A 23342-nucleotide genomic window follows, 5' to 3' on the forward strand; every position below is an offset into this window, starting at 1 on the left:
ATCTTTGATCTCCTTGCCGAAAGCGCGCCGCCTCCTGTTAAATGGCGCGCCGTCAATCAACGCAATTGGGAGCGCTAAAGAATGGCCGATGATCGCGCCGCGCGAAACCTTTATGAAGAGGGCTTGGAGCGCAACCCCGCCAACCATGTGGCGCTGACGCCGCTCGGCTTCCTGTCGCGCGCCGTCCATATTTATCCCGGACGCACCGCCTGGCGACACGGCGCACGCAGCGCCACCTACCGAGAATTCTACGCCCGCTCGCGCCGCCTTGCCTCGGCCCTGGCGGCGCGCGGTATCGGCCCCGGCGATACGGTCAGCATCATGGCGCCCAACATTCCCGCCATGCTGGAAGCGCATTACGGCGTGCCGATGACCGGCGCCGTGTTGAACGCGTTGAATGTCCGCCTTGATGCCCCGGCAATCGCCTTTATTCTCGACCATGCCGAGGCCAAAATACTCTTTACCGATCGCGCTTTTTCGCCGGTAATTTCCGAAGCGCTTAAGCTCGCCCAATGCGATCCGTTGGTCATCGATATTGACGACGCGCCGGAAGAGGGCGGCGAATTCCTAGGGTCTATCGAATACGAAGCCTTTCTCGACGCCGGCGATCCCGACCATGATTGGCGTTGGCCGGCCGATGAATGGGAGGCGATTTCGCTGTGCTACACCTCAGGCACCACCGGCAACCCCAAAGGCGTGGTGTTGCATCACCGCGGCGCCTATTTGAACGCCATCGGCAACTCCCTCACCTGGAGCCTCGGCGACGCGCCGGTCTATCTATGGACGCTGCCGATGTTCCACTGCAACGGCTGGTGCTTTACCTGGACCATCACCGCCCAGGGCGGCACCCATGTGTGCCTGCGCAGAGTGGAGGCCGCGGCGATCTTCGAGGCCATCACACGCGACGGCGTGAACCGCTTCTGCGGCGCACCGATCGTCCTCAATATGATCGTCAATGCGCCGCAGGAAGCGCGCGCTGCGTTCGATCACCGCGTCGACGTGATGACTGCCGCCGCGCCGCCGCCCGCCGCCATCATCGCTGCGATGGAGCGTGACGGTTTTCACGTCACCCATGTTTATGGCCTGACCGAAGTTTATGGCCCGGTCACGGTGTGCGCTTGGCACGGTGAATGGGACAGCCTCGATATCGAGGCCCAGGCGACGCTGAAAGCGCGCCAGGGCGTGGCCTACGTCACGCTCGACGGCCTCGGCGTCCAGGCGCCTGGAAGCGGAGATGCGGTGCCCGCCGACGGCAAGACGATGGGCGAAGTGGTGATGCGCGGCAATACGGTGATGAAAGGCTATCTTAAGAACGGCCCGGCCACAGAGGAAGCGTTTGCCGGTGGCTGGTTCCACACCGGCGATCTCGGCGTAATGCACCCGGACGGCTATATCGAACTCAAGGACCGCGCCAAGGACATCATCATCTCCGGTGGGGAAAACATCAGCACCATTGAGATCGAAGACGTACTCTACAAACACGCTGCGGTGCTGGAAGCAGCGGTTGTCGGCCGCCCCGACGACACCTGGGGTGAGACGCCCTGCGCCTTCGTCACCCTGAAGGATGGCGCCACGGCCAGCGCTGACGAGCTGATCGCCCATTGCCGCGCCAACATGGCCCATTTCAAGGCGCCGAAGACGGTGGTATTCGGCACCCTCCCCAAAACCTCAACCGGCAAAGTCCAAAAATTCACCCTCCGCGAACGCGCCGCCGAATTATGAGAGTACTAATTCATCCAAACGGCACCACCCCGCGAAGGCTTTTTCGCCTTCCGGCAAGCGCGACCGCGCGCCCTAGCCTGTGCGAGGTAGCCAAGGCCGCGGAGGCGGCCGCCCGGCATTTGAGGGACAAAAAGAGATGAGAATTGCCATCCTCCAACACGCCGGTTTTGAGCATGCCGGCATCTTGCGCGATTTCATGCGGGCCGACGGTATCGCGTTCGATGTCGCCGCGCTCGATGAGGGCGACGCCGTACCGATGCTTGATCCCTATGACGCCCTGATCGTGCTAGGTGGGCCGATGGGGCCGCTCGACTATGGCGCCCATCCCTGGCTTGCCGATGAGACCGCTCTGATCCGCGAGGCGATTGTTGAGCGCGCACTGCCCACACTCGGTATCTGTCTTGGCCATCAGTTGATGGCGCAGGCGCTCGGCGGCACGCTGGAGCTGCCTGGGCATACCGAAGTCGGCGTGGTCGAGATCATCTTTAACGAAGCGGGTCGGCGCGATCCCTTGTTCGCAGGCTGGGAGAGTCCCTCTCCCGGCTTGCAATGGCATGAATGGCAAGTGAAAGAGCTGCCGCCAGGCGCGGTGCCGCTCGCCCATTCCGCCGCCTGCCGGATTCAAGCGATGCGTGCCGCGCCGCGCGCTTGGGGCGTGCAGTTCCACATCGAAGTCTATGATGGCACGATCGACGAATGGCTGGCGCCAGAAGGCCATGAAGAAGAGCTGCAAAGTATAATGGGGCCAGAGGCCCACAGAGATTTCGGCTTCCAGGCGGCGCAGAACATGGCCCGCCTGAACCGCGACGCCCGCCGCCTGTTCGACAATTTCACCGCACTCGCCCGACTGCCGGCGGAAGCGCTGGAGGCGTGTGCAGAATGACATGCCGAGTATAGATATTGCCAAATTTTCCCGGCAGGCCGGCGGCAACCATTCGGGACAACCAACCGTGTCCAACTTTGTCTGTAGCGATGGTTCAATGCAATCGGACGACAACGAGCGTCGCGGCTCCGTCGTTGATATCGCCGATTTCACCTGATTGCCGCCATTGCACCTATGCGAGGGACCGGACGAATTCATCGACTTCTTGGTTGAATCGCTCGGTCTCTTCCAGGAACGGGCAGTGGCTGCTGTCTTCATAGAGCGAAAATTGCGAGCCGGAAATATTCTCATGCACGAAGCGGATCGCCTCAGTCGGCAATAACTTATTCTCCGCGGCGCCTGAGATTACCAGGCTGGGAACCGAGACCTTGGATACATCGGGGCGGTAATCCTGCACGGTTTGATCGAACAGCACGGCGCTGGCGATGCTCGCTGGGATGCGCATGTTCTCGGCCACCATCCACTCGATTTCTTGTTGCGCCGGCGGTTCCTTGAACATCATCGGCACGAACCCGCGGAATATTGCCTCGCGCCCGGTTTGCACTTCCGACATCATGTGAATGAGGGCGGGCAGATCGAACAGGCCATGCTCCCAGTCCGGCCATTTGAAATCCGTCGGCGTCTGTTCGACCAATATCGCGGCGGCGATATTGTCGCCGCCGAACTGCTTAAAATAATCCCACACCACCATGCAGCCCATCGACCAGCCAACCAGCACCGCGTCGCTGAGGTTCTTGGCCTTGAGGAAGGCGTGCACATCCTGAGCATAGGTCGCCATGGTGTGCCCGTCCGGCGTATGGGAGGAGCCGCCATGGCCGCGCAAATCGAGCGCGATGGCATGATGATTTTCCCCGAGCGCCGGTAGCTGCTTGTAGAAAAAACGCGCGCTCATCCAAACGCCGTGTAGAAAGACGATCGGCCGTCCGGCGCCGCTTTCTTCGTAGGCAAGTTCGAGCTGATCGTTAATGCGAATTTTCGCCATGATCATGTTCCTTTCAACTGTTTGGAGTCTCAGCCGTTGCGGTAGATATAGCTGTAGGCATTGATCGCTGGGACGCCACCAAGATGGGCGTACAAGACTCTCGAGCCGGCAGGGAAAAAGCCCTTGCGCACCAAATCGATCATCCCCTGCATCGATTTTCCTTCGTAGACCGGATCAGTCATCATGCCTTCCATGCGAGCGCAGAGACGGATCGCCTCGTTGGTTTCTTCCGACGGAACGCCGTAGCAGGGATAGGCATAGTCTTCGTTGAGGATGACGTCCTCCGCGCTGATATCCTGGCCGAGTTCGACCAGCTCTGCGGTCTTTTGCGCAATGTCTAGAATTTGCGCTTTGGTCTGCGCCGGTGTTGCCGACGCGTCGATGCCGATCACGTTCCGCGCCCTGCCGTCCTTGGCAAATCCAACGATCATGCCGGCATGAGTTGACCCGGTGACGCTGCAGACAATGACGTTGTCGAATCTGATGCCCATCTCCGCTTCCTGGGCGCGCACCTCTTCGGCAAAGCCGACATAGCCGAGGCCGCCCAATTTGTGCACGCTCGCGCCGGCGGGAATGGCGTAGGGCTTGCCGCCTTTCGCCCGGACATCGTCGAGCGCGCGCGTCCAGCTCTCGCGGATGCCGATATCGAAGCCCTCGTTCACTAGTTCGATTTCCGCGCCCATCACGCGGCTCATCAGAATGTTGCCGACCCGGTCATAGACCGCATCCTCGAACGGCACCCAGCCTTCCAGCACGAGGCGGCACTTCATGCCGAGTTTGGCCGCCACGGCGGCGACCTGACGGGTGTGGTTCGATTGAACGCCGCCAATGGTAACTAAGGTATCGGCGTTGGTGGCGATGGCATCCGGTACGATATATTCGAGCTTGCGAATCTTATTGCCGCCAAAGGCAAGGCCGGAATTGCAGTCCTCGCGCTTGGCAAAAATCTCTATTCCGCCGCCGAGATGATCGGACAGTCGGCTCAATTTCTCGATCGGCGTCGGGCCGAAGGTGAGCGGGTAGCGTTCAAATTTTGCCAGCATTGCAGCACCTCATGATTGGGCGAAAATTTCGCATCAATTTAGCCTATTTGTCGTGAATGGCGGTTTCGTCCGTCCGGGGCCAAGATAAAATATGCATTGGCGCCCCTTCTTTCTGCCGGGTGACAAGCAACGCCTTGCTACGTGAAGCGTGCGCGTAGCCCGGCCATTCTGACACACGCAGCAATAAATCCTCGACGCCGTCGCCGCTAAAATCGCCGGAGGCGAGGATCTCCATGCGGCTTCTGACGCGCGTCCACTCAAACGTGACGCTTCCGTCCGTCGCTTCCAGCGCCGTCTCGAGCCCGCTTTTGCGGCTCCCATGCCATTGGCGCCATGACCAACCTTTGGCGTTGGCGGTATCGATGTCACGTTGCTCCACTGGATTGATCGGGATGGCGATTCCGGCAGGGAGAACATCCGCGGCCCGTTCGTCGAGACGGAAATCGCTGACGAAGCTCTTGCGTGCCGATTGGGCCGAGCGGAGCGCATTCAGCGCCGTACAGGTGGCGGCGAATTCCCCGAGCAGATTATGGTCGCTTTGCGAGCCGGTCTTGAGATGCGCCAGATCCGCTGCCCAATAGTCGGCGCAGGAAACAATGCGATGGGGCTCGACAGGATCCGGGGCCTGTCCCTGCCCGACATAGCGCCAGCGACGCGCCAAGATGATTCCCGCCCGATTCCAAAGCGGCGCCTGCACGCGGCGTTCAAGATCGTCGAGAGAATTCAGGCTGAGGGCAGGAGACCAGCGCGGCGGGTATTCTTCGGCCAGCGCAATGCCGGCGCTCCCGGTCAGCGTGCCGGCCAGAATTAAGGCGCGCAGCCAAAACAATTAATCGCCTATTCGCCGGCCTCGCCGTAGCGGGTTTTCAACAGGCTGCGGCACATATTGGCGTTGAACGCGGCATTCATGCGCACGCGGCGCAAATCCTTGAGATATTCGGTGAAATTTTCGGGGCTCAGGTCCTCGCCCTCGGATGTCGAGAACGCCGCATCGCTCCCTTCCGCCGGGCCACCGAACTCGCCGCGTATTTCGAGATAACGCTGGCACATCCGTGCGCCTTCAGCGTCGGCCAATTCGAGCGCCGCCAAAGCGCTGATCCGCATGGCGCACAGTTGCGTCGCTGTGAAACCATCGGCCAGCAGGCGGCGCAACAGCACTTCCTGGCGGCCTTGAAAGGCCTTACGGCGGAAGGTGACACGCAGTTCATCAAGTTCTGCGGTAGCCTGGCCGGGGAAGGTTTCGGCGAAGGAGTGCCCGCTTCCAACGCCGCGGTTAATCTCCTCGGCGTGGCAATGATCGCTGAGAGTAATTTTGGCGCGGGTCACCCAATCGAGTCTCTCCACCGCTTCGCGCATGTCGTGTGCCATGAGAAATGCAAAATTGGGCGCGCACCAAAATGTCGGCAAGCGCAAGCCGATGCGCACATCGCCGTCGGCGCCGAGCTCGACCGATTCGACGAAGCCCATAGCGGCAACAGATTCGTCTAGCTCCGGATCGCTTACCGTGGCGAGGCGGGCCCACACATCGTCCAGGCGCGGGTCGCCAGATTGCGGCAGAGGTGCATCCATGGGCATCAAGCCGCGCCGAGCGTGGCTTTCTTGGCATCGACATCGATGCCATAGAGCTTGGCCGCGTTGAGGCCAAGGATTTTACGCTTTGCCTCAGGTGTGAGATCGACGCCGGTCTCGGCCTTGAGGTCTTCGGGCATTTCGAACGCCATGAATTTTTCGATCAGCCATTTGGGCTGCCAGATGCCGTAATCGCTGGCGAACAGCAGGCGGTCCTCGCCGACCCAAAACAGCAGTTCCGCCATCATCTCGGCGAAATAACGCGGCCGCGCATGGACGAATGCCGAGGCCACAGCGAGGCCGCCATAGACGTTGGGCTCCTGCACGGCGATCCAGCAGAAATCGTCGAGGCGCGGCAGGCCGACATGATCGACGATAAAATTCAGTTCGGGAAAATCGGTCGCCGCGTCATCAATGTCTGCCACATCGAAAGCATCGCGGTTGAGCGGCAGGATGGTCGGGCCTTTGTGGACATGGACATTCTTGATGCCAAGCGACTGAGCCTTCTCCAAATAGCGCTTGGCCCACGGATCGCTGAGCTTGTAGCCCTTCGAATCGCCACGCCACTCGGCGGTATAGAGTTTTACGCCTTGAAGGCCATAGGTCTCGACCAGCGCTTCCAGCGCCTCCAATCCGGGTTCGCCGTCGCGCGGGTCGAAGGCGCCATTCAATATAATGCGGTCAGGATATTTATCGCGTAATTTAGAGTTCTGCTCGGTTGTGTTGAAGCCGGTATTATAGAATTCCTTGAGATAGGTTGGCTGGCAGATCGCCATATCGGCATAGCCGTTCACGAACAGGTCTTCATACAGCGCGTCGCTGCCATAGTGCTGAAACTTCTCCGCCGTCCAAAGATACTCCGCCGGGCTCAGCGCTTTGTGATAATCGTGAAAGCAGTTGATGAATTGTGCGCCATGAATGTTGCGTTGATTTTCTGGCCGCGCGTCCCATAAATGAATATGCGCGTCGACCACAAAGATTTCTTCACCGTCGCCGGTCTTATACATCTGCTCTCCCTCGCCCGTATTTTGTTCTTGCGGCCTAGCCTAATGGCAGTTTGCGAATCTGCCTATGAAACTCTCAAACTCAAACTTTCGCGCTACGCACTGTTCTGGATTTCGAGTAATTCATTACCGCAAGTCCAAGCGCAATGATGGCAATGGCGGCCCACAGCCAAATGTTGGGTTCGTCGCCGAACAGAAGATAAGCCCACACCACCCCCGCCGCGACGACGACATAATTGATCTGGGCGAAAAATACCCCTCCAGCGCGACGCAATATTTCGAAAAAACAAAGATACGTCACAACGGTCGCTGCGCTCGCCCAAAGCGTCGGCCAAACAGCATCGACGCCGGCATGGGTAAGCGCCACTGGCCCGTCGGTCACGAGCATAATGATAAAGAGCAGGAGCGCGCTGAGCGTCATCAGCCCGGTGGTGAGCGCAAGCGAATTCACGTCTGGCGGCATCAACCTGGCAGTAAACACATTATTGACAGCGGCACTCGCGGGTAGCAGCAGCGCGAACAGCACCCAACCTGCCGCCGCTTGATCGGGCAGGCCGTCTTCCGGCAACACGATGAACAGCACCCCGCCGAAGCCGAGCACCACGCCCAACAGCGCGAGCCAGCGGAACGATTCACTGCGCACGGCAAGGGCGAGCAGATAGGTCGCCGAAGCGATCAGCGCCGCCGCCAGCGTGATGACAGACGGCGGCAGCTTATTCGCCAGGGTGACGATGATGATGGTTGGGCCTGACAGTCCGACGACAGCCACCAGGCCATAGACCCGCAAATGGCGCAGGCTTAATTTTGGCGGCGAGCGCAGCAACATCGAGACCGGCAACAGCACCGCGGAGGCGATGACGATCTGCCAAAATGCATAAGCGAAGGCCGGCATGCCGGCGTCCACCGCCAATTTGTTAGCCGTAAATATACTGCCGTACGAAGTGCCGCCAAGCAGCAGCAGAAAGGTCGGTATCAACAGGCCCGAGGAAATTTTCATGGCCCATAGCTTGCCCGGCATCACCGCCACACACAAGCATAGATTTTCTTATGCGCCGCAACTTCGTCGAGTGCACCCATGTTTGCCTCAATGGCCATCGGCATTACTGTTCGACGGGGTTTCGGAGCGCGGATGCGAGATGACGGCATTCGATAAAATGCCGGCGTATGGCTGGCTGACGCACTGCCGCCCACTGCGCAAGCCGTTATGGCCAACTTGACTAATACCTTCGGCAAGGGGCGCCGCGAAATCACGCGGTCGGAAGATTACCCGCTCTTCTAAATCAACTACTCGTCGCCGGCATATTTCCAGTAGGTGTCCTTGCGCGTGATCATGCCGTCGGCGCGCAGCACCCAGAGATCGCAGCCCATCCAGTTAAGGCGATTGCCGTTGGATTCGGTCCCTGTCACGGTCCATTCCGAACAGCCGCGATTGCCACCGACCCAATGGCTGTGAATTTCCCATGCCATGTCGGGAATTGAAGAGAAGCGTTGCTTTAGCATCGCGGCGATAGCTGGCTTGCCGTAAAGCGTTTGCCCGTCCGGCTGTGCGCCGCGCGAGGTCAGCCAGGCGCTGTCCTCTGCAAATTGCGCCAGTATGGCCTCGGCGTCGTGGCGGTTGAAGGCTTCGCAGACGTCGGTGATGGTCTTGAGATTTCTTTGCTCGGTTTCGTTCATGCCGCTCCCCGCTGGCGCTGTTGGCAACTCGTGCGCCACGCTATCCGGATTTGTGCGGAAATCAATCCGCTATACCCACTAATTGTCTGCTGGATATTGAGGGCCGCATGTCTCACAATAGAAGGTTGTTAGTGAAATACGAGGGCGGCGATGAATCGCCGCTGTCGATTAACAAGCCGACAAATAACTAGGAAGATACAGGGAAATGAAGTTATCAAACAGGATTCTCAGCGCGGCGGCAGCAGCCGCGTTCGTGGCAGCGACCAGCATTGGGCTGGCGCCTGCCGCCAAGGCCGATGGCCACGAAATTAAGGTCGGAATTATTCTCGGCTTTACCGGTCCCATTGAATCGCTGACTCCGGGCATGGCTGCTTCGGCGGAACTGGCGATGAAAGAGGTTACGGATTCCGGCAAGCTCCTGGGTGGTAAGGCTCTGGTCGCAGTCCGTGCCGATTCGACCTGCGTCGATTCAGCCGCGGCAACGGCTGCGGCCGAGCGCCTCATCACGTCCGATTCCGTCGTCGCCATCATGGGCGCCGATTGTTCCGGCGTGACCACCGCCATCGCCAACAACACAGCGGTGCCGAATGGTGTGGTGATGGTGTCACCATCCGCCACTTCGCCAGCCCTTTCGACCATCGAGGACAAAGGCTTTTTCTTCCGTACCGCGCCGTCCGATGCCCGTCAGGGTCAGGTTTTGGCCGATGTGTTGAAATCGCGAGGCATTTCTAATGTCGCCGTCACCTACACCAACAATGATTACGGCAAAGGCTTGGCGGATAGCTTCATCGCCGCGTTCCAAGCGCAGGGCGGTAAAGTTGAAATGAATGCTGCGCATGAAGATGGCAAGGGCGATTATTCCGCCGAAGTGGGCGCGCTTGCAGCCTCGGGTTCGGCGCATCTGGTGGTGCTTGGCTATCTTGATCAGGGTGGCAAGGGCATCATTCAGACCTCGCTCGACACCGGCGCTTTTGACGCTTTCGTACTCGCGGATGGCATGATCGGACAGTCGCTGATTGATAGCATCGGCGCCGGTCTGAACGGCACTATCGGCACGCTGCCGGGCTCCGAATCAAAAGGCGCTAAGTTGTTCCTCGATGTTGCCACCGCCGGCGGCGTTGATGGTGACGGACCGTTCCGCGCCGAATCCTACGATGCGGCGGCCTTGATCGCTTTGGCGATTCAGGCCGGCGGTTCCGCTGATCGCAGCTCCATCCAGGCGAACATGCTGGCCGTAGCTAATGCACCGGGCGAGCAGATTCTGCCGGGCGAACTTGGCAAGGCACTGCAGATTCTAGCCGATGGTGGTGAGATCGATTATCAAGGCGCGACAAATGTCGAGCTGATCGGCCCGGGCGAGGCGGCAGGTTCTTATAAAGAGCTTGAAGTCATGGACGGCGCTTTCAAAACCATTAAGGTTCACTAGGCAAGGTGACGTGTGGCGGCCCGGTAGTTTACCGGGCCGTCGCCGCGCCTGACAGGGGGCCGATCCGACGCGTAGCAGGATCGGCGCTTGTCTAGTGAATGCGGACGATGATCCGCGTCGAAAACCTTCATAAACGTTTTGGCGGCCTGCGAGCCGTGGATGGCGCCAGCCTGGAAATCTCGGCGGGCTCCATCACCGGTTTGATCGGCCCCAATGGTGCCGGCAAAACAACGCTGTTCAACGTCATCGCCGGCGCTTTCCGGCCGACGTCAGGCCGCGTATATCTCAATGACAAAGACATTACCGGCCTCAAACCGCATGAGTTGTTTCATAAGGGGGTCCTGCGCACCTTCCAAATCGCGCATGAATTCACCACCCTGACCGTCACCGAAAATCTGATGATGGTACCGGGCGGACAGCACGGCGAGCGCCTGCTCGACGCCTGGTTTCGCCCCCGGCTGGTGCGCGAAGAAGAGGCCGCTATTCGCGCCAAAGCCGAAGAGGTGCTTGAGTTCCTCGGTCTCAGCCACCTTGCCCAGGAGCCGGCGGGCAACCTTTCCGGCGGTCAGAAAAAACTCCTGGAACTCGGCCGCACCATGATGGTCGAGGCCAAGATCGTCTTTCTCGATGAAGTCGGCGCCGGTGTGAATCGTACACTCCTGCGCACCATCGGCGATGCCATCCAACGGCTCAACACCGAGCGCGGTTATACCTTTTGCATGATCGAGCATGACATGGATTTCATCTCGCGCCTGTGCGATCCGGTGATCGTCATGGCCGAGGGCGCTGTCTTGATGGAGGGCAGTGCCGCAGAAGTAAAATCCGATGCCCGGGTGATCGAGGCTTATCTCGGCACCGGCCTCAAGAACCGCGCGAACGTGCCTGCATGAGTTTCCTTATCGGTGAGAACATGACCGGCGGCTATGGCGCGGCCGATATTTTGCATGGTTGCACTATCGACGTTGAGCTCGGCGAAATCGTCGTCATCGTCGGCCCCAACGGCGCCGGTAAATCCACCGCGATGAAGGCGGTGTTTGGCATGTTAGATTTGCGCGAAGGCTCGGTGCGCCTCGACGGCGAAGATATCACCCGCCTCAGCCCGCAGGAACGCGTGCGCCGCGGCATGGGCTTTGTGCCGCAAACTTCGAATATTTTTACCAGCATGACGGTGCGCGAGAATCTCGAAATGGGCGCCTATCTGCGCGATGATGATTACTCCGCCACCATGGAGCAAATCCTTGAGCTTTTTCCCATCCTCAAGGAAAAGAGCCGCCAGATTGCCGGTGAACTGTCGGGCGGTCAGCGCCAGCAGGTCGCCGTAGCACGGGCACTGATGATGCAGCCGCGCGTCCTCATGTTGGATGAGCCCACCGCCGGCGTTTCGCCGATCGTCATGGACGAGCTGTTCGACCGCATCATCGAGATCCGCAATAGCGGCATCGCGGTCCTGATGGTCGAACAGAACGCCGCCCAGGCTCTGGCCATCGCCGATCGCGGCTATGTGCTGGTGACGGGCGAGAACCGCTTTACCGATAGCGGCCAGGCGCTTCTTGAAAACCCTGAAGTGCGCCGCTCGTTCCTCGGCGGCTGAGCGAGGGAGGGGCTCCGATGACAGATTTCCTCGACGCCCTGGTTCTGCTCACTAATTTTGTTCTTGTGCCGGGCCTGGCCTATGGCTCGCAATTGGCGCTGGGTGCGCTCGGCGTGACGATCATTTACGGCATTTTACGCTTCGCCAATTTCGCGCATGGCGATCTGATGGCGTTCGGCACCATGGTGGTGATTCTCTTCACCTGGTGGTTCCAATCTATGGGCGTCAGTATTGCGCCGCTGCCAGTGGCGCTCTTGGCGCTGCCGATCGGTATTGTAGCCGCCATTGCGATGAGCCTTGGCACCGACCGCCTGGTCTATCGCTTTTACCGCCGCCGCAAGGCGCCTTCGGTCATCTATATCCTGACTTCGATCGGCGTCATGTTTGTGATGAACGGCATCGTACGTTTCATCATCGGACCGAACGATCAGCGCTTTACCGACGGCGCGCGTTTTATCATCAAGGCGAGCGAGTTCAAAAAGGCGACCGGCCTGCATGAGGGCTTGGCGATCAAGCTGACGCAAGGCGTGACTGTCCTGGTGACTCTGATTGTCGTGGTATCGCTATTTCGCTTCTTGCAGAAATCGCGCACCGGTAAGGCGATGCGCGCTTATTCCGACAATGAAGATTTGGCGCTGCTGTCCGGAGTCAGCCCGGAGCGCGTCGTGTTTTATGCCTGGGTGATCGCGGCGTCGTTGGCGGCCATCGCCGGCACGCTCTACGGCCTCGATAAAAGTTTCAAACCATTCACCTATTTTCAGCTGTTGCTGCCGATTTTTGCCGCCGCCATTGTCGGCGGTATTGGTAATCCTCTCGGCGCCGTGGTCGGTGGTTTCGTCATCGCCTTTTCCGAGGTGACCATCACCTACGCTTATAGGAAATTCCTGCGCTATCTGCTGCCTGATGACTGGGCGCCTGAGAGCTTGGTGCAGTTTCTCTCGACCGATTATAAATTCGCCATTTCCTTCATCATCCTGGTGGTCGTGCTGCTGGTGCGCCCGACCGGCATATTCCGCGGGAACTCGTGATGAATCCCGTACTCCGTGCGCCGCTCCTGTTCGCTGTCATGGCGGCGATGCTGGCTGCCGTCGGCTTTGGCCAGTCTTGGCAGGTCGCGCTCACCATCCTTAATCTCTGTCTGATTTCTTCGATCATGGCGCTCGGCCTCAACATGCAATGGGGCTATGCCGGCTTGTTCAATGTCGGCGTGATGGGTTTTGCCGCGGTCGGCGGCCTCGCCACAGTGCTGATCTCCAAGGCGCCGGTAGGCGAAGCCTGGGCCGCTGGTGGCTGGCGGCTCGCGGCGTCGCTCGGCGTGTTGCTGGCGACAGCCGGTGTGGTGATCGTGGTTCGCCGCCGGCTTGGCCCCGGCGCGATCCGTTCGCTCGCCACGGCGGTCCTGATCATCGCCGGCTATTTTCTCACTCGCATTTTCTTCGATCCGGCGACCGAGGCGATCGAAGCGGTTAACAGCGCCAAAACCGGTTATCTCGGCGGCCTCGGCCTGCCGATCATCTTGTCGTGGATTGTCGGCGGCCTGCTCGCTGCCGGCGTTGCCTGGTTTATTGGCAAAGTCGCGCTCGGCCTACGCTCGGATTATTTTGCCATCGCTACCCTCGGAATTTCCGAGATCGTCATCGCTGTTCTCAAGAACGAGGATTGGCTGGCGCGCGGCGTGAAGAACGTCACCGGCCTGGAGCGTCCGGTGCCCTATGAGGTGAATCTACAGGCCGAACGGTGGTTCGCCGATTTTGCCACCTGGTTCGGCTCTGATGTAATCGAAGCCTCGTCGATCTTCGTCAAGCTGTGCTACGCCGCCTTGTTTCTGGCTGTGTTGCTGTTCGTCGTGGCGCTTTCGGAGCGCGCGCTGAAATCGCCCTGGGGCCGCATGATGCGCGCCATCCGCGACAATGAAGACGCGGCAGAAGCGATGGGCAAGGACGTCACGCGCCGCCATTTGCAAATATTCATCATCGGCTCAGGCGTCATCGGTATCGCCGGCGCCATGCTGACCACCCTCGACGGCCAGTTCACGCCGGGCACCTACCAGCCGCTGCGCTTTACTTTCCTCATCTGGATCATGGTGATCATCGGCGGCTCGGGCAACAATTGGGGCTCGGTGCTGGGCGGCTTTCTGGTGTGGTTCGTGTGGATCGAAGCTGAGCCCGCTGGTCTCTGGCTGATGGACAGCATCACCGCAGGCTTGTCCGACGACAGCCCATTCCGGGCCCATCTCCTCGATGCGGCCCCCCATATGCGTCTCATCATCATGGGGGTTATTTTGCTGGTGGTGATGCGCTTCGCGCCGCGCGGCCTCATACCGGAGGTGATGCGACGATGAGAGGCGCGGCGCCGAATTATTTCTTCGGCGCGCCGATGCGCCGCCAGTAATACGGCTTGATCCGAATCGCGCCCTGGTAAAATGCCGCCACGCGGTTCGCCGATTCCTGCGCATCGCGATAAACTTGTGATAGTTCGCCGATGGCGTTTGGATGGGCGTCGACGCGCAGATTATGCCACATCTCCGGTTGAGGCGACGCCACAATCACTGCTGCCGACATCGAGCTGCCGAAGACTTCTTTTGTTGGAATCACCCGCAGCGATCCGGTCTTTTCATCGACCACTTCAACCGTATCGACATGGCCGCCCGCTGCCTCTCCTGCTTGAATGGCGAGGATCAGGCGAAGCGTGAAATCCTCGCCTGCCGCTGCGTCATAAGCCTCGGAAATCGCGCTGAGAACGCGCTCGGATTTAATGCAATTGGCGCCGACGACATGATCTCCGCGCACCAGATGCCCTTTCCACGGAATGATTTGCTCACCACTCCAGGCGAAGTGATCGTTCTGCGCGCCGATGGCGAGGAGTTGGCGCATGTCGCGGCCATCGTCTGCAGCAATGATCGCGTCGCCGGCTGCCGCCGCCAATGTCCCGGATTCAAGAAGCTCCATCATGCGCAGACCATTGTCGACGTTGGCATAGGCTTGTGTTGCCACCGCACCTAGCAAGCTGACATGCGGGACAATGCTGCCATAGCCGGCAATGTCGGTGTATCCGCAGGCGCCGAACGCCCCGGTCTGTTCATCCCGGGCAACGATAGAAAATGTCACGACAGGCTCCTTTGGCCGCGGCGTTCATAGCCTTACGAAGTGAAAGATCTGCGGGAACACGATTCGCGCCCTCGGTTAGCACGCTCGGCCAGCGCCCGTGATTAACGCTCAGCCAAAGCAGGCACCAATCCCCATGCCCACCGTATCGATATAGCGCACCAGATAGCTCTGTGTGATGTGGTCGAACGCCCAGGCGGTGGAAGAAAAAATCTCTCCGTGCCAGGCGGCCGCGCCGGCGAACAGGATCGCCACGGCAATGAAGGTCAAGGGCCGCAAGCTGAGGACCGGATTATTTCTTAGCAGGGATACCATCTAGGTTTCGCTCTTTCTTCGATTCTATCCGCGCGAGCCGTCATTATCAAAGAAATCCCTACGCCTGTAAATGGGCCGGAGCCGTCGCGTCGCGTCGCCCGAGAGATCGAGCTTAGCGGTTAACTCTCCTTTAGCGCTTTGGCCAACTGCTTCATGGCGGTGGCTGATTCCGACCAGCCACGGCCGCCGGTCATGCCGCCATCGACGGTAAGATCATGGCCGTTGACGAAGCTCGCCTCGTCGCTGGCGAGAAAGACCGCGGCGTGCGCGATGTCATCCGGCAAGCCGCTGCGCGGTATCGGCTGACGCGTGCGGAACATGGCGTCTAACCTATCGATAGTGGCGTCGGCATCGCTGGTTGAAAGCCCCATGGCCTTGCCGAAGACAGGTGTGAGGATCGCGCCTGGGGAAATCGAATTGACCCGGATGCCGCGCTCACCAAGCTCCATCGCCGCGGTCCGCGTGACATGGATCACCGCCGCCTTTGACGCGCTATAGAGATGGTCGCCATAGCCCGTTCTCAGGCCGGCAATGCTCGCATTGTTGATAATGCTGCCCGAGCCCTGACGCTTCATCACTCGCGCAGCATGCTTCATGCCCATCAGTACGCCGCCGACGTTCACATTCATGGTTTGGACATAGCCCTCCCAGGAGATGTGCGCGATCGGCTCGTTGGGTCCGGGAATGCCGGCATTGTTGAACAGGCAGTCGAGGCGCCCGAAATGCTCGACCGCCCGTGCTACCAGGGCTTCGATATCGGCTTCCTTGGCGACATCGGTTTTGACGAATATCGCGGCATCGCCGAGCGCTTCGGCCAGGCGCTCGCCTTTCTCCACCGTTCGCCCGGCAATAGCCACTCGCGCGCCCTCGGCGACGAATATTTCCACGGTACGCGCACCGATGCCGCTGGTGCCGCCAGTCACAACGGCGACCTTGCCTTCCAATCTACCTGCCACGCCGCTCGCCTCCCAAATTCCGCTCTATTCCACTTTGTACAAAAACGGTAACGCGCGCATCTACGGCGAACAAGCCTGGTGGCGATGGGAAATGGGAGGCGGATGGCGTAAGCTGAAATTCCCCACGCGCGCATCCGCCGCTCAGAAATCAAGAGGCCATGACATGCTGCACCCTCCCGCAACCCGCCCGGCGCCCGCTATCGAATCGCTCTACGAAGCGGTTCAACAAAATCTCGACCCCGGCGCGGGCGATATAGCGGTCGACCGGCTGATGCAGCTCTTCCGCCGCCTGTCTGATCTGCATGACACTGATGTCTCAAGCCCGTTTAATATGGGGTATTTCTGCATCGATGCCGACGCCGCGTCGGTCACCGCGATGGACGAGACCAACCGCCGCGGCGCCAATATCGGGGTGGTGGGCCAGCATCCGGCTGCGGTTGCGTTCGAGCAGTACAGCATCGATCTCATCCTCACCGCCTTCGGGTTCGATGCCAAAACCGCCATCGGCCATTTCACCGCTTGCGGAACGGAAGCCAACATGACGGCGATGATCGTCGCCTTGACCGACCGTCTCACGCAACGCAACCTGCACTGCCCGGCGGTGAACGCCGCGCTTTGTAGCGACGAGGCGGGCGCGCCCGAGCCCTACGAATATTGGCGCCATGGCACAGCACCGCTCGGCGTGCGCCCGGCTGTCTATGTCGCGCCCCAGACTCATGGCTCGATCGGAAAAAACGCGCGCAACTTAATTGGTGCCGCGTCGCTACGCGAAGTCGCGATGGACGATGATCTTCGTCTCGACCCGGAGGCGCTCGATCGGGCGATGGCTGCGGATGCGGCGTCGGGAAACTTCCTGCCGTTTATGGTTGTAGGCACCGTGGGCGCAACGCCTTCTGGCATTGTCGATCCCTTGGCCGAGATTGGCGAGGTGTGCGCCAAGCATGGCGCGTGGTTCCATGTCGATGCGCCGTGGGGCGGCATCGCCGCCTTTTCGCCGCGTCTCAGGCAACAATGCTTGGACGGACTGGATGCGGCGGATTCACTGATCTTCGATCCGCACAAGACCTTGGCACCGCTCGGCGCTGGCGGCGCGGGCATGTTTCTCTCACGCCACCGCGAGCCGGTCGAACTGGCGTTCAACGTGTCGGGCGGCGACGTGGCGCGCCATGATTATGCCTATCTGTCCTTGCAGGGCTCGCGCGCCAACACCGGCTTGCGCGTTCTGACCTCGATCTTGCGGCCGGACGAATTGGCGCGCCGTATCGAGGGCGAAGCCGCGCTCGGTGATCGCCTGCGCGCACTTCTCAAGGCGGCGGGCTGGGAGATCGTCAATGAAACGCCGCTCCCGGTGATCTGTGCTATTCATCCGGCTATGCGAACCGGCGCATTCAGCGCCGGCGATTGTGTGCGACATCTGAACACTGCGGGCGTGCTGGCAAAGTCCGAAAGCCTGCGCCCGGGCGAGCCCGACGCGCTCCGCCTGGGTGTCATCAGCCGGCGCACCGATGAACGCGCACTGCACCATGTTGTCGAATGCCTCTCTGAATTTGTCAGAGACCAAAGTTAGAGTGCGAATGGAGGCGTGCCGGTGCATTTGTACTCAATGGGGGGAGTAGAATTATGGCCAGACATATAGCCTGCCTAACGTTCGATTTTGACGCCGTCTCCGGCGTGATCGCCCAGGGTCTTCACTCGCCGACACCAATTTCGCGCGGCGAATTTGGCGTTGTCGGTGCCGAGCGGATGCTTGGCCTGTTGGACCGCCACGGTATCAAATCGACCTGGTTCATTCCCGGCCATACGCTGGAAACCTACCCCGAAATGTCGGAAAAGGTGGTCGCGGCCGGCCATGAAATCGGCCATCACGGGTGGACGCACATGACTCCGGTGCAAATGTCGCGGGACGAAGAGGAAGCTGGCCTGGTGCGCGCCAACACGGTGATCGAAAAGATCAGCGGCAAGCCTGCCCGCGGCTACCGCTCGCCGGCCTGGGATCTCAGCGAGAATAGCATCGAGCTCTTAATCAAGCACAGCTTCATCTATGAGAGCAGCATGATGGGGCACGATTGTTCGCCCTATTACGCCCGCACCGGCGATGTCATCACGCTCGATCAACCGATGCACTTCGGCCCCGAAACACCACTAATTGAGATGCCGATCAGTTGGAGCCTCGATGATTACCCGCATTTCGAGTTCGTGCAGACCAAGAATTACCGTCTCCAGGGCTTGATGCCGGCGCAAGGTGTGCTGCAAAACTGGCTCGATGATTTCGACTATATGCGGCGCAGCACCGAATGGGGAGTGCTGACCTACACCTGCCACCCCTTTGTCAGCGGCCGTGGTCACCGAATGCTGATGTTAGAGCGACTGATAGTGGGTTTGCAGAAGTTTGGCGCGGCCTTCCTCACCATGGAAGAGGCCGCTGAGGAATGGAGTCGTCGCGGATAATCGGGTATGGAAAGCGTCAGAAATAATTCAATACAGGAGAGAAAAACATGAGCGACAACAAAGCAAAAGATATCGTGCGGCAATTTCTCGCGGCGATTGCCGCCGGTGACGGCGCCACCATGCTGGGGCTGATGGCCGATGATGCAGTGATGATCACGCCGGGCTCGCCCAAGGTGCCGTTTAACGGGCGCTTCGAGGGGAAAACCTCGATTACGCACGCGTTTACGATGTTCGCCGAATATCTTGAGATTCGCGATCATACGCTGAAGCTCCTGTTCGGCGAAGGCGAGCATGTTGCGGTGATGATCAACGAAACTTCGCGTGCCAAACGCACCGACCGCTTTATCAAGCAGGATACCTTCTGGTATTTTCGCGTCTCCAGCGGCGTCATCCAGCATTGGCAAGTGTTCGAGGATACTGAGCAGGTCGGCTGGGCGTGGGACGATGGCGCAACGCGCCGTGCCGAGTGAGATGCAGCGACCATGACTGAGTAGCCTTATGCTGCGTTCGAAAGCGAAGGCTATGTCGATGGGAAGCAAGGCGAAATCGCCGACTGTTTCGACGGCGCCTACGCAATCTCGAGAAGATCGAAAATCTCAAGCATCTTTCCCAGCCTTGTCGGCTGGTTGCGCAGCATCATGATCGACCGCAAAAATAAGGACAGAGAGTATCGCCGCACCGATGCGCGAATCTGATCGGGCGTTCTGGAGTGACTAGGCGCCGAGGGATCGATGCTTTATCCGACATCTGGGCCGGCGCTAGGACTAATAAGACGGGAAACATCCGATTCTCGGCCGAGCTTGACGAGAGATCGATGAAATACACCAACGATGCGACCGGATCGACGCCTCTTCTGTGCACTTCGGACTATGGTCACGAAATGCCATTGGCGCAGATCGCCGACGAATTATTGGAATTTATCGCTGATCCGGCCTTCAGCGAAGAAACCAAGGCGAATATTCTTTGCCGCATTAGCAAGGAGCAATACCGACTGCCCTGAATATTGCGAGTCAGTCTGATCAATCCCGCGTGATGACATGCTGTATTTCGCCCAAGAGCCCCTATATCTAATAAATGTACAAAATTCTCGCCATCTCAGTGTTTGCTGGAGTTTTCGGCGGCATTGCTCTGCTAGCCACGCCGGGCGCCAATGCGGCGACGGCCATCAGCCTGTCCGAGACGGCGGTTATTGATGTCGCCCAGGATATGAGCCTGATTCACCAGGTGCGCAGCAACCGCTACAAGGAACAAATGCGCCACCATTTGCAAATGGGCCGGCGTGGCGATGCCAATGCTCTCCGGCAGCTCGCCTTTCACTACTCCAAGGGGTGGGGCGTTATCCGCGATCTCACCAAGGCCTATATGTGGTTCACCCTGGCCGGCATGCAGGGCAGCCAGGACGCCTTAGAAAACCGCGAAACGATTGCCACGGCTTTGAGCGGTGAGCAGATCGCCCGCGCCGAGGCTATGGCCGAGCGATGGCAGGCGGCTTACGAATGGGAGATCGAGGCGGGGCATTTCGGCGGTTAGGCAGCTGCAGCTCGTCGGCTAAGCCAATTGTGTCGCGATGATATAGGCTTTGTTGGCCGGTATCTGTTTGCTGCCAATATGTGGTTCGACCTGGCAGCAGCGAAGACGCCAATTTGAGCCTCGACAGATACTTCATGGCAGGCGAAACAATTAAGATTCTTCCGCACTGTTGTCGCGGATGACTGCGGCGCGGGCGTCAATTTCTGTCGCCTCGGCGTTGCGTCCGGTGGCACGTAACAATGCGGCATAATTCTCCAGCCTCTCGGCGGCATTAAGGCGGGGTGGATCAAGGGATTCCGCATCTATCGCCAGCGCGCGCCTAAATAGCCGCTCGGCCTCGTCATGCTCGCCCAGGTCATGGTGGAGCAAGGCCAAGGTTCCTAGGGTCTCCGCCACGTCCGGGTGCCCGGGCCCGAACACGTCCTCGCGAATCACCAGCGCGCGTTCCGACAACGTCTCGGCCTCGGAAAATTTTCCGAGCGCACGATAGACCACCGCAAGCTCGTTTAGCCGCTGCGCCACATCCGGATGACGTGGCCCGAGCGTTTTCTCGCGAATCTCTAATAGGCGCTGGGATATAGGCTCGGCTTGTCCGTACTTGCCTTGCGATTGGTAGAGTAACGTTAATTTGTAGAGCGGCAGCGATATAAAATCGCTTTCGTGTCCAGCGGCCTTCTCAGCATTGGCCAGCACGCGCTCAAAGAACGGCTCTGCCTTGGCATATTCTTCCTGGGCCTTGAACAGCTCTGCCAGATAGTTCAAATAATCTGCGAGGAACAGGTTGTCGGGACTTGAGGCCTTCTCGACGATCGCCAGCGCGCGGCGAAAATTCGCCTCAGCCTCAGCGTATTTATTCTGTGCCTGAAAGTTGAGCGCCAGCGCGCTGAGTGTTGCGGCGAGGTCCGGATGGTAAGGCCCGAGGGCGTCCTCATGAATTTGCAATGCACGCTGATAAAGCGGCTCGGCGTCGCTGTACAGGTGCTGAGCCACATAGAGCCCTGCCAAATAGCCGAGCAATTTGGAAACAAACGGATGGCCCGAGCCAAACTCGCTCTCTGCCAGCTTGACCGCGTCCTCAACATAGGGAACGGCCTCTTGGTGTTTTTTTTGGGCATTGAGATCGCCGGCATCGCTCAACGCATCCAGCAGCTCGGGCGACTGCGCGAAAGTTGTGTCGGGTAGCAGGGCCGCCGCCAACAAAACACATGCAAACCAGCGAATTAACGCCACGGCGATTCTCCCCTCGGCCGGTCGACGTACTAAATTACTCTAAGCGGACCATGTGCGACCGGCAACGCACGAGATGTTGACCCATCGAGAGTGCCGCCAAGCTGGCCGATCGGATAAAATAGGGAAATTCATTACTCAGACGCCGCAAGTCGATAAGGATCGTCATGCCCATGCAGACCATGCGGAAGACATCGGAAGACCGGTCGTTTGGTCACCGCGGGTTAGGCTTTGCCCTCCGCATCGCCTTGGCGGCGGTGCTTTTTCATTACTCGCTGGCGCAATTTGAAGCGCGTGCGGCGGAGCCGGAAACATTGTCCGTGCTTGCCCGTATCGGGCCATGGCCGGTCGTGTCAGAGCCGGTCCTCTACCGCGGTCGCTTGTGGTTCGCCAATAGCGTCAAAGATGTGGACCACAACTCGGCTGATATTTACAGCCTGGGCCCTGGCTCGGCCGAACCGCGCTACGAGCGGCATCTGTGGAGCCAGGATGCCGGCCAGCCTGTTGTGGCGGACGGCCTGCTGTATTGGCCGTCTGAGGATTCGCGTATCTTCGGCGCCTGGGGCGAATTTCAGGTGACTAATGGAGAGGGTTGGGAAACCGGCATAATCCCCAGCGAATTCATTTTTCACCTTCACAATATGACGGCGGCCCAAGGGCGGCTCTATGCCGCGACATCGGCCTGGCAGGGCGCGCTTCATTCGTCGGAGAATCAGGGCCGCACCTGGCAGCGCATTTATCTTCACCCAAGGGGGCCAAAGGGTGTCAGCCGTATTGTGTCGCTTACCAAGCTAGAAAACGGCGTTGCCGGTTTGTTGCGCGATCCGGACGGTTTCCATTTGATTGTTGCCGCGCCTGATGGTGTCCGGATGATGGCGGATTGGCCCATCAGCAAATCGCCGACGCAGCTCACCTCGCTGGGCGGTTGGGCCCACGGCTTGGTCCACCACGACGGTGTAAGAGAATTGTGGCGAAGCGATGGCGTAGTCGCTGAACAAGTTTTTCGGTTCGGCGAAACCGTGCGGCCCTTTGCACTGACCTCTGGTGACGGCGCTTTATGGGCGCTGAGCGGAGGCAAAAGCGAAGGCGCCGTTCTGAAAAGTGTGGACGGGCGCGCTTGGTCGACGGTCGCTCGTTTCTCCGGCGGCAAGGCGTATGACCTCCTAGCAGCCGATGGGGCGCTTGTGGTCACCGGCGCGGGCACTGACGGGCAGGGAATTTTGTGGGGTTGGTCCGACAACACGTCCTCCGCCGGCGATGCCCCCTTCCTTGCTCTGCCAGAGTTGACTGGCGCCCAACCGCCACGGCAAATCGACTGGAAGGACGCAGCGGCTCGGCTAGATGCCCTCCTCACGGATGAAGAATCTTACGCGCGAATCGGCTGGCCGATCCGTACGCAGGTACTGGAGTATGCTCTGGCGGGCCCGCCTGAGAATTTCTTTGCCGATCGCCTTGAGAGTCCGCGCGCCACCGGCGCGGTTCATCCTTTCCGCGATGTTGAGATTCCAGATCGCGGTTCAATCGGTGCTTTTTGGCTGCTCTGGGGTCTCGGGCTCGCCAACAACGGAACGGTCCCGCCGAACTATATTGCCGATCCCTGGACGGTTCGCGAAAACGGCGCGGAAAAATATTTTGAGCCGCAGCTCATGGCCCTGTGGGCAGCGGCGGAAATCGGACAGGCAGACTACGTGACGATCGACGCGTTGATGACGCGCATCACAAATAGCGCCGACCCGCTATGGCTGCGCATGGACGCCGTCGGTGCATTGAGCGCGCTCACCGGTGCCACATATGGCGCCGATTTTGAAGCCTGGGCGGGCTGGTATGGGCGGTAAAATGGGCGGCCAGCAGCCGCGCCAGCTCGTCCC

The 23342-nt window shown here is 59.6% G+C and carries 24 protein-coding genes; 13 read left to right on the forward strand and 11 right to left on the reverse strand.

Features of this window, described 5'->3' with window-relative positions; translation table 11 throughout:
• The first annotated feature begins 81 nt into the window (after nt 1–81).
• Nucleotides 82–1722: an acyl-CoA synthetase gene (locus O3A94_00230; GenBank protein MDA1354674.1), complete on the forward strand. Its 1641-nt coding sequence runs from the start codon at nt 82–84 to the stop codon at nt 1720–1722.
• Between the two features lie 136 nt (nt 1723–1858).
• Entirely contained in the window at nt 1859–2605 is a 747-nt protein-coding gene (locus tag O3A94_00235) for a type 1 glutamine amidotransferase (GenBank protein MDA1354675.1), read from the forward strand.
• Nucleotides 2606–2777: 172 nt separating this feature from the next.
• Here O3A94_00235 and O3A94_00240 read toward each other — a convergent pair whose 3' ends face one another.
• The 7 genes from O3A94_00240 to O3A94_00270 form a co-directional block, all read right to left on the reverse strand.
• Nucleotides 2778–3587: an alpha/beta hydrolase gene (locus tag O3A94_00240; protein ID MDA1354676.1), complete on the reverse strand. Its 810-nt coding sequence runs from the start codon at nt 3585–3587 to the stop codon at nt 2778–2780.
• Nucleotides 3588–3616: 29 nt separating this feature from the next.
• A complete protein-coding gene (locus tag O3A94_00245) occupies nt 3617–4630 on the reverse strand; it encodes a 1-aminocyclopropane-1-carboxylate deaminase (GenBank protein MDA1354677.1) in 1014 nt (337 codons plus the stop codon).
• 43 nt (nt 4631–4673) lie between these two features.
• Nucleotides 4674–5459 carry a hypothetical protein gene (locus tag O3A94_00250; GenBank protein ID MDA1354678.1) on the reverse strand — a complete coding sequence of 262 codons (786 nt, stop codon included), beginning with the start codon at nt 5457–5459 and terminating at the stop codon, nt 4674–4676.
• 8 nt (nt 5460–5467) lie between these two features.
• Nucleotides 5468–6199 carry an iron-sulfur cluster assembly protein gene (locus O3A94_00255; GenBank protein ID MDA1354679.1) on the reverse strand — a complete coding sequence of 244 codons (732 nt, stop codon included), beginning with the start codon at nt 6197–6199 and terminating at the stop codon, nt 5468–5470.
• Between the two features lie 5 nt (nt 6200–6204).
• Complete coding sequence (locus tag O3A94_00260; protein ID MDA1354680.1) at nt 6205–7206, reverse strand: amidohydrolase family protein; 1002 nt, start codon at nt 7204–7206, stop codon at nt 6205–6207.
• Nucleotides 7207–7285: 79 nt separating this feature from the next.
• Complete coding sequence (locus O3A94_00265; GenBank protein ID MDA1354681.1) at nt 7286–8200, reverse strand: DMT family transporter; 915 nt, start codon at nt 8198–8200, stop codon at nt 7286–7288.
• Between the two features lie 287 nt (nt 8201–8487).
• Nucleotides 8488–8877: a nuclear transport factor 2 family protein gene (locus O3A94_00270; protein ID MDA1354682.1), complete on the reverse strand. Its 390-nt coding sequence runs from the start codon at nt 8875–8877 to the stop codon at nt 8488–8490.
• Between the two features lie 205 nt (nt 8878–9082).
• Here O3A94_00270 and O3A94_00275 point away from each other — a divergent pair, with 205 nt between their 5' ends.
• The 5 genes from O3A94_00275 (at nt 9083) to O3A94_00295 (ending at nt 14235) form a co-directional block, all read left to right on the forward strand.
• A complete protein-coding gene (locus tag O3A94_00275; GenBank protein MDA1354683.1) occupies nt 9083–10303 on the forward strand; it encodes an ABC transporter substrate-binding protein in 1221 nt (406 codons plus the stop codon).
• 107 nt (nt 10304–10410) lie between these two features.
• Nucleotides 10411–11193, forward strand: coding sequence for an ABC transporter ATP-binding protein (locus O3A94_00280; GenBank protein ID MDA1354684.1), 783 nt, complete (start codon nt 10411–10413; stop codon nt 11191–11193).
• Nucleotides 11190–11894, forward strand: coding sequence for an ABC transporter ATP-binding protein (locus O3A94_00285; protein ID MDA1354685.1), 705 nt, complete (start codon nt 11190–11192; stop codon nt 11892–11894). Before O3A94_00280 ends, O3A94_00285 begins: the two co-directional genes overlap by 4 nt.
• Before the next feature lie 17 nt (nt 11895–11911).
• Entirely contained in the window at nt 11912–12922 is a 1011-nt protein-coding gene (locus tag O3A94_00290) for a branched-chain amino acid ABC transporter permease (protein ID MDA1354686.1), read from the forward strand.
• Nucleotides 12922–14235 carry a branched-chain amino acid ABC transporter permease gene (locus tag O3A94_00295; GenBank protein MDA1354687.1) on the forward strand — a complete coding sequence of 438 codons (1314 nt, stop codon included), beginning with the start codon at nt 12922–12924 and terminating at the stop codon, nt 14233–14235. The genes O3A94_00290 and O3A94_00295 overlap by 1 nt, the downstream gene beginning before the upstream one ends.
• Before the next feature lie 16 nt (nt 14236–14251).
• Here O3A94_00295 and O3A94_00300 read toward each other — a convergent pair whose 3' ends face one another.
• From O3A94_00300 to O3A94_00310, 3 genes are all read right to left on the reverse strand, one after another.
• Nucleotides 14252–15001: a DUF1028 domain-containing protein gene (locus O3A94_00300; GenBank protein ID MDA1354688.1), complete on the reverse strand. Its 750-nt coding sequence runs from the start codon at nt 14999–15001 to the stop codon at nt 14252–14254.
• A gap of 108 nt (nt 15002–15109) precedes the next feature.
• A complete protein-coding gene (locus O3A94_00305; GenBank protein MDA1354689.1) occupies nt 15110–15313 on the reverse strand; it encodes a hypothetical protein in 204 nt (67 codons plus the stop codon).
• A gap of 119 nt (nt 15314–15432) precedes the next feature.
• Nucleotides 15433–16269, reverse strand: coding sequence for a glucose 1-dehydrogenase (locus O3A94_00310; protein MDA1354690.1), 837 nt, complete (start codon nt 16267–16269; stop codon nt 15433–15435).
• Nucleotides 16270–16432: 163 nt separating this feature from the next.
• Between O3A94_00310 and O3A94_00315 the strand changes: the two genes are divergently transcribed.
• The 5 genes from O3A94_00315 to O3A94_00335 all read left to right on the forward strand — a co-directional run bounded on the left by O3A94_00315 (nt 16433) and on the right by O3A94_00335 (nt 20247).
• Complete coding sequence (locus tag O3A94_00315; protein MDA1354691.1) at nt 16433–17836, forward strand: pyridoxal-dependent decarboxylase; 1404 nt, start codon at nt 16433–16435, stop codon at nt 17834–17836.
• A 53-nt stretch (nt 17837–17889) separates the two neighbouring features.
• A complete protein-coding gene (locus O3A94_00320) occupies nt 17890–18717 on the forward strand; it encodes a polysaccharide deacetylase (GenBank protein ID MDA1354692.1) in 828 nt (275 codons plus the stop codon).
• A gap of 47 nt (nt 18718–18764) precedes the next feature.
• Nucleotides 18765–19187, forward strand: a complete 423-nt coding sequence (locus tag O3A94_00325; protein ID MDA1354693.1) for a nuclear transport factor 2 family protein — start codon at nt 18765–18767, stop codon at nt 19185–19187.
• Between the two features lie 344 nt (nt 19188–19531).
• Entirely contained in the window at nt 19532–19717 is a 186-nt protein-coding gene (locus O3A94_00330; protein ID MDA1354694.1) for a hypothetical protein, read from the forward strand.
• A gap of 74 nt (nt 19718–19791) precedes the next feature.
• Nucleotides 19792–20247, forward strand: coding sequence for a hypothetical protein (locus O3A94_00335; protein MDA1354695.1), 456 nt, complete (start codon nt 19792–19794; stop codon nt 20245–20247).
• A 150-nt stretch (nt 20248–20397) separates the two neighbouring features.
• Here O3A94_00335 and O3A94_00340 read toward each other — a convergent pair whose 3' ends face one another.
• Nucleotides 20398–21477 (reverse strand): tetratricopeptide repeat protein, encoded by a 1080-nt coding sequence (locus O3A94_00340; GenBank protein ID MDA1354696.1) that lies wholly within the window; start codon nt 21475–21477, stop codon nt 20398–20400.
• Nucleotides 21478–21647: 170 nt separating this feature from the next.
• Between O3A94_00340 and O3A94_00345 the strand changes: the two genes are divergently transcribed.
• Nucleotides 21648–23309 (forward strand): hypothetical protein, encoded by a 1662-nt coding sequence (locus O3A94_00345; protein MDA1354697.1) that lies wholly within the window; start codon nt 21648–21650, stop codon nt 23307–23309.
• The last annotated feature ends 33 nt before the right edge of the window (nt 23310–23342 follow it).

This window comes from Pseudomonadota bacterium, assembly GCA_027624955.1.
Taxonomy (GTDB): Bacteria; Pseudomonadota; Alphaproteobacteria; order UBA828; family UBA828; genus PTKB01.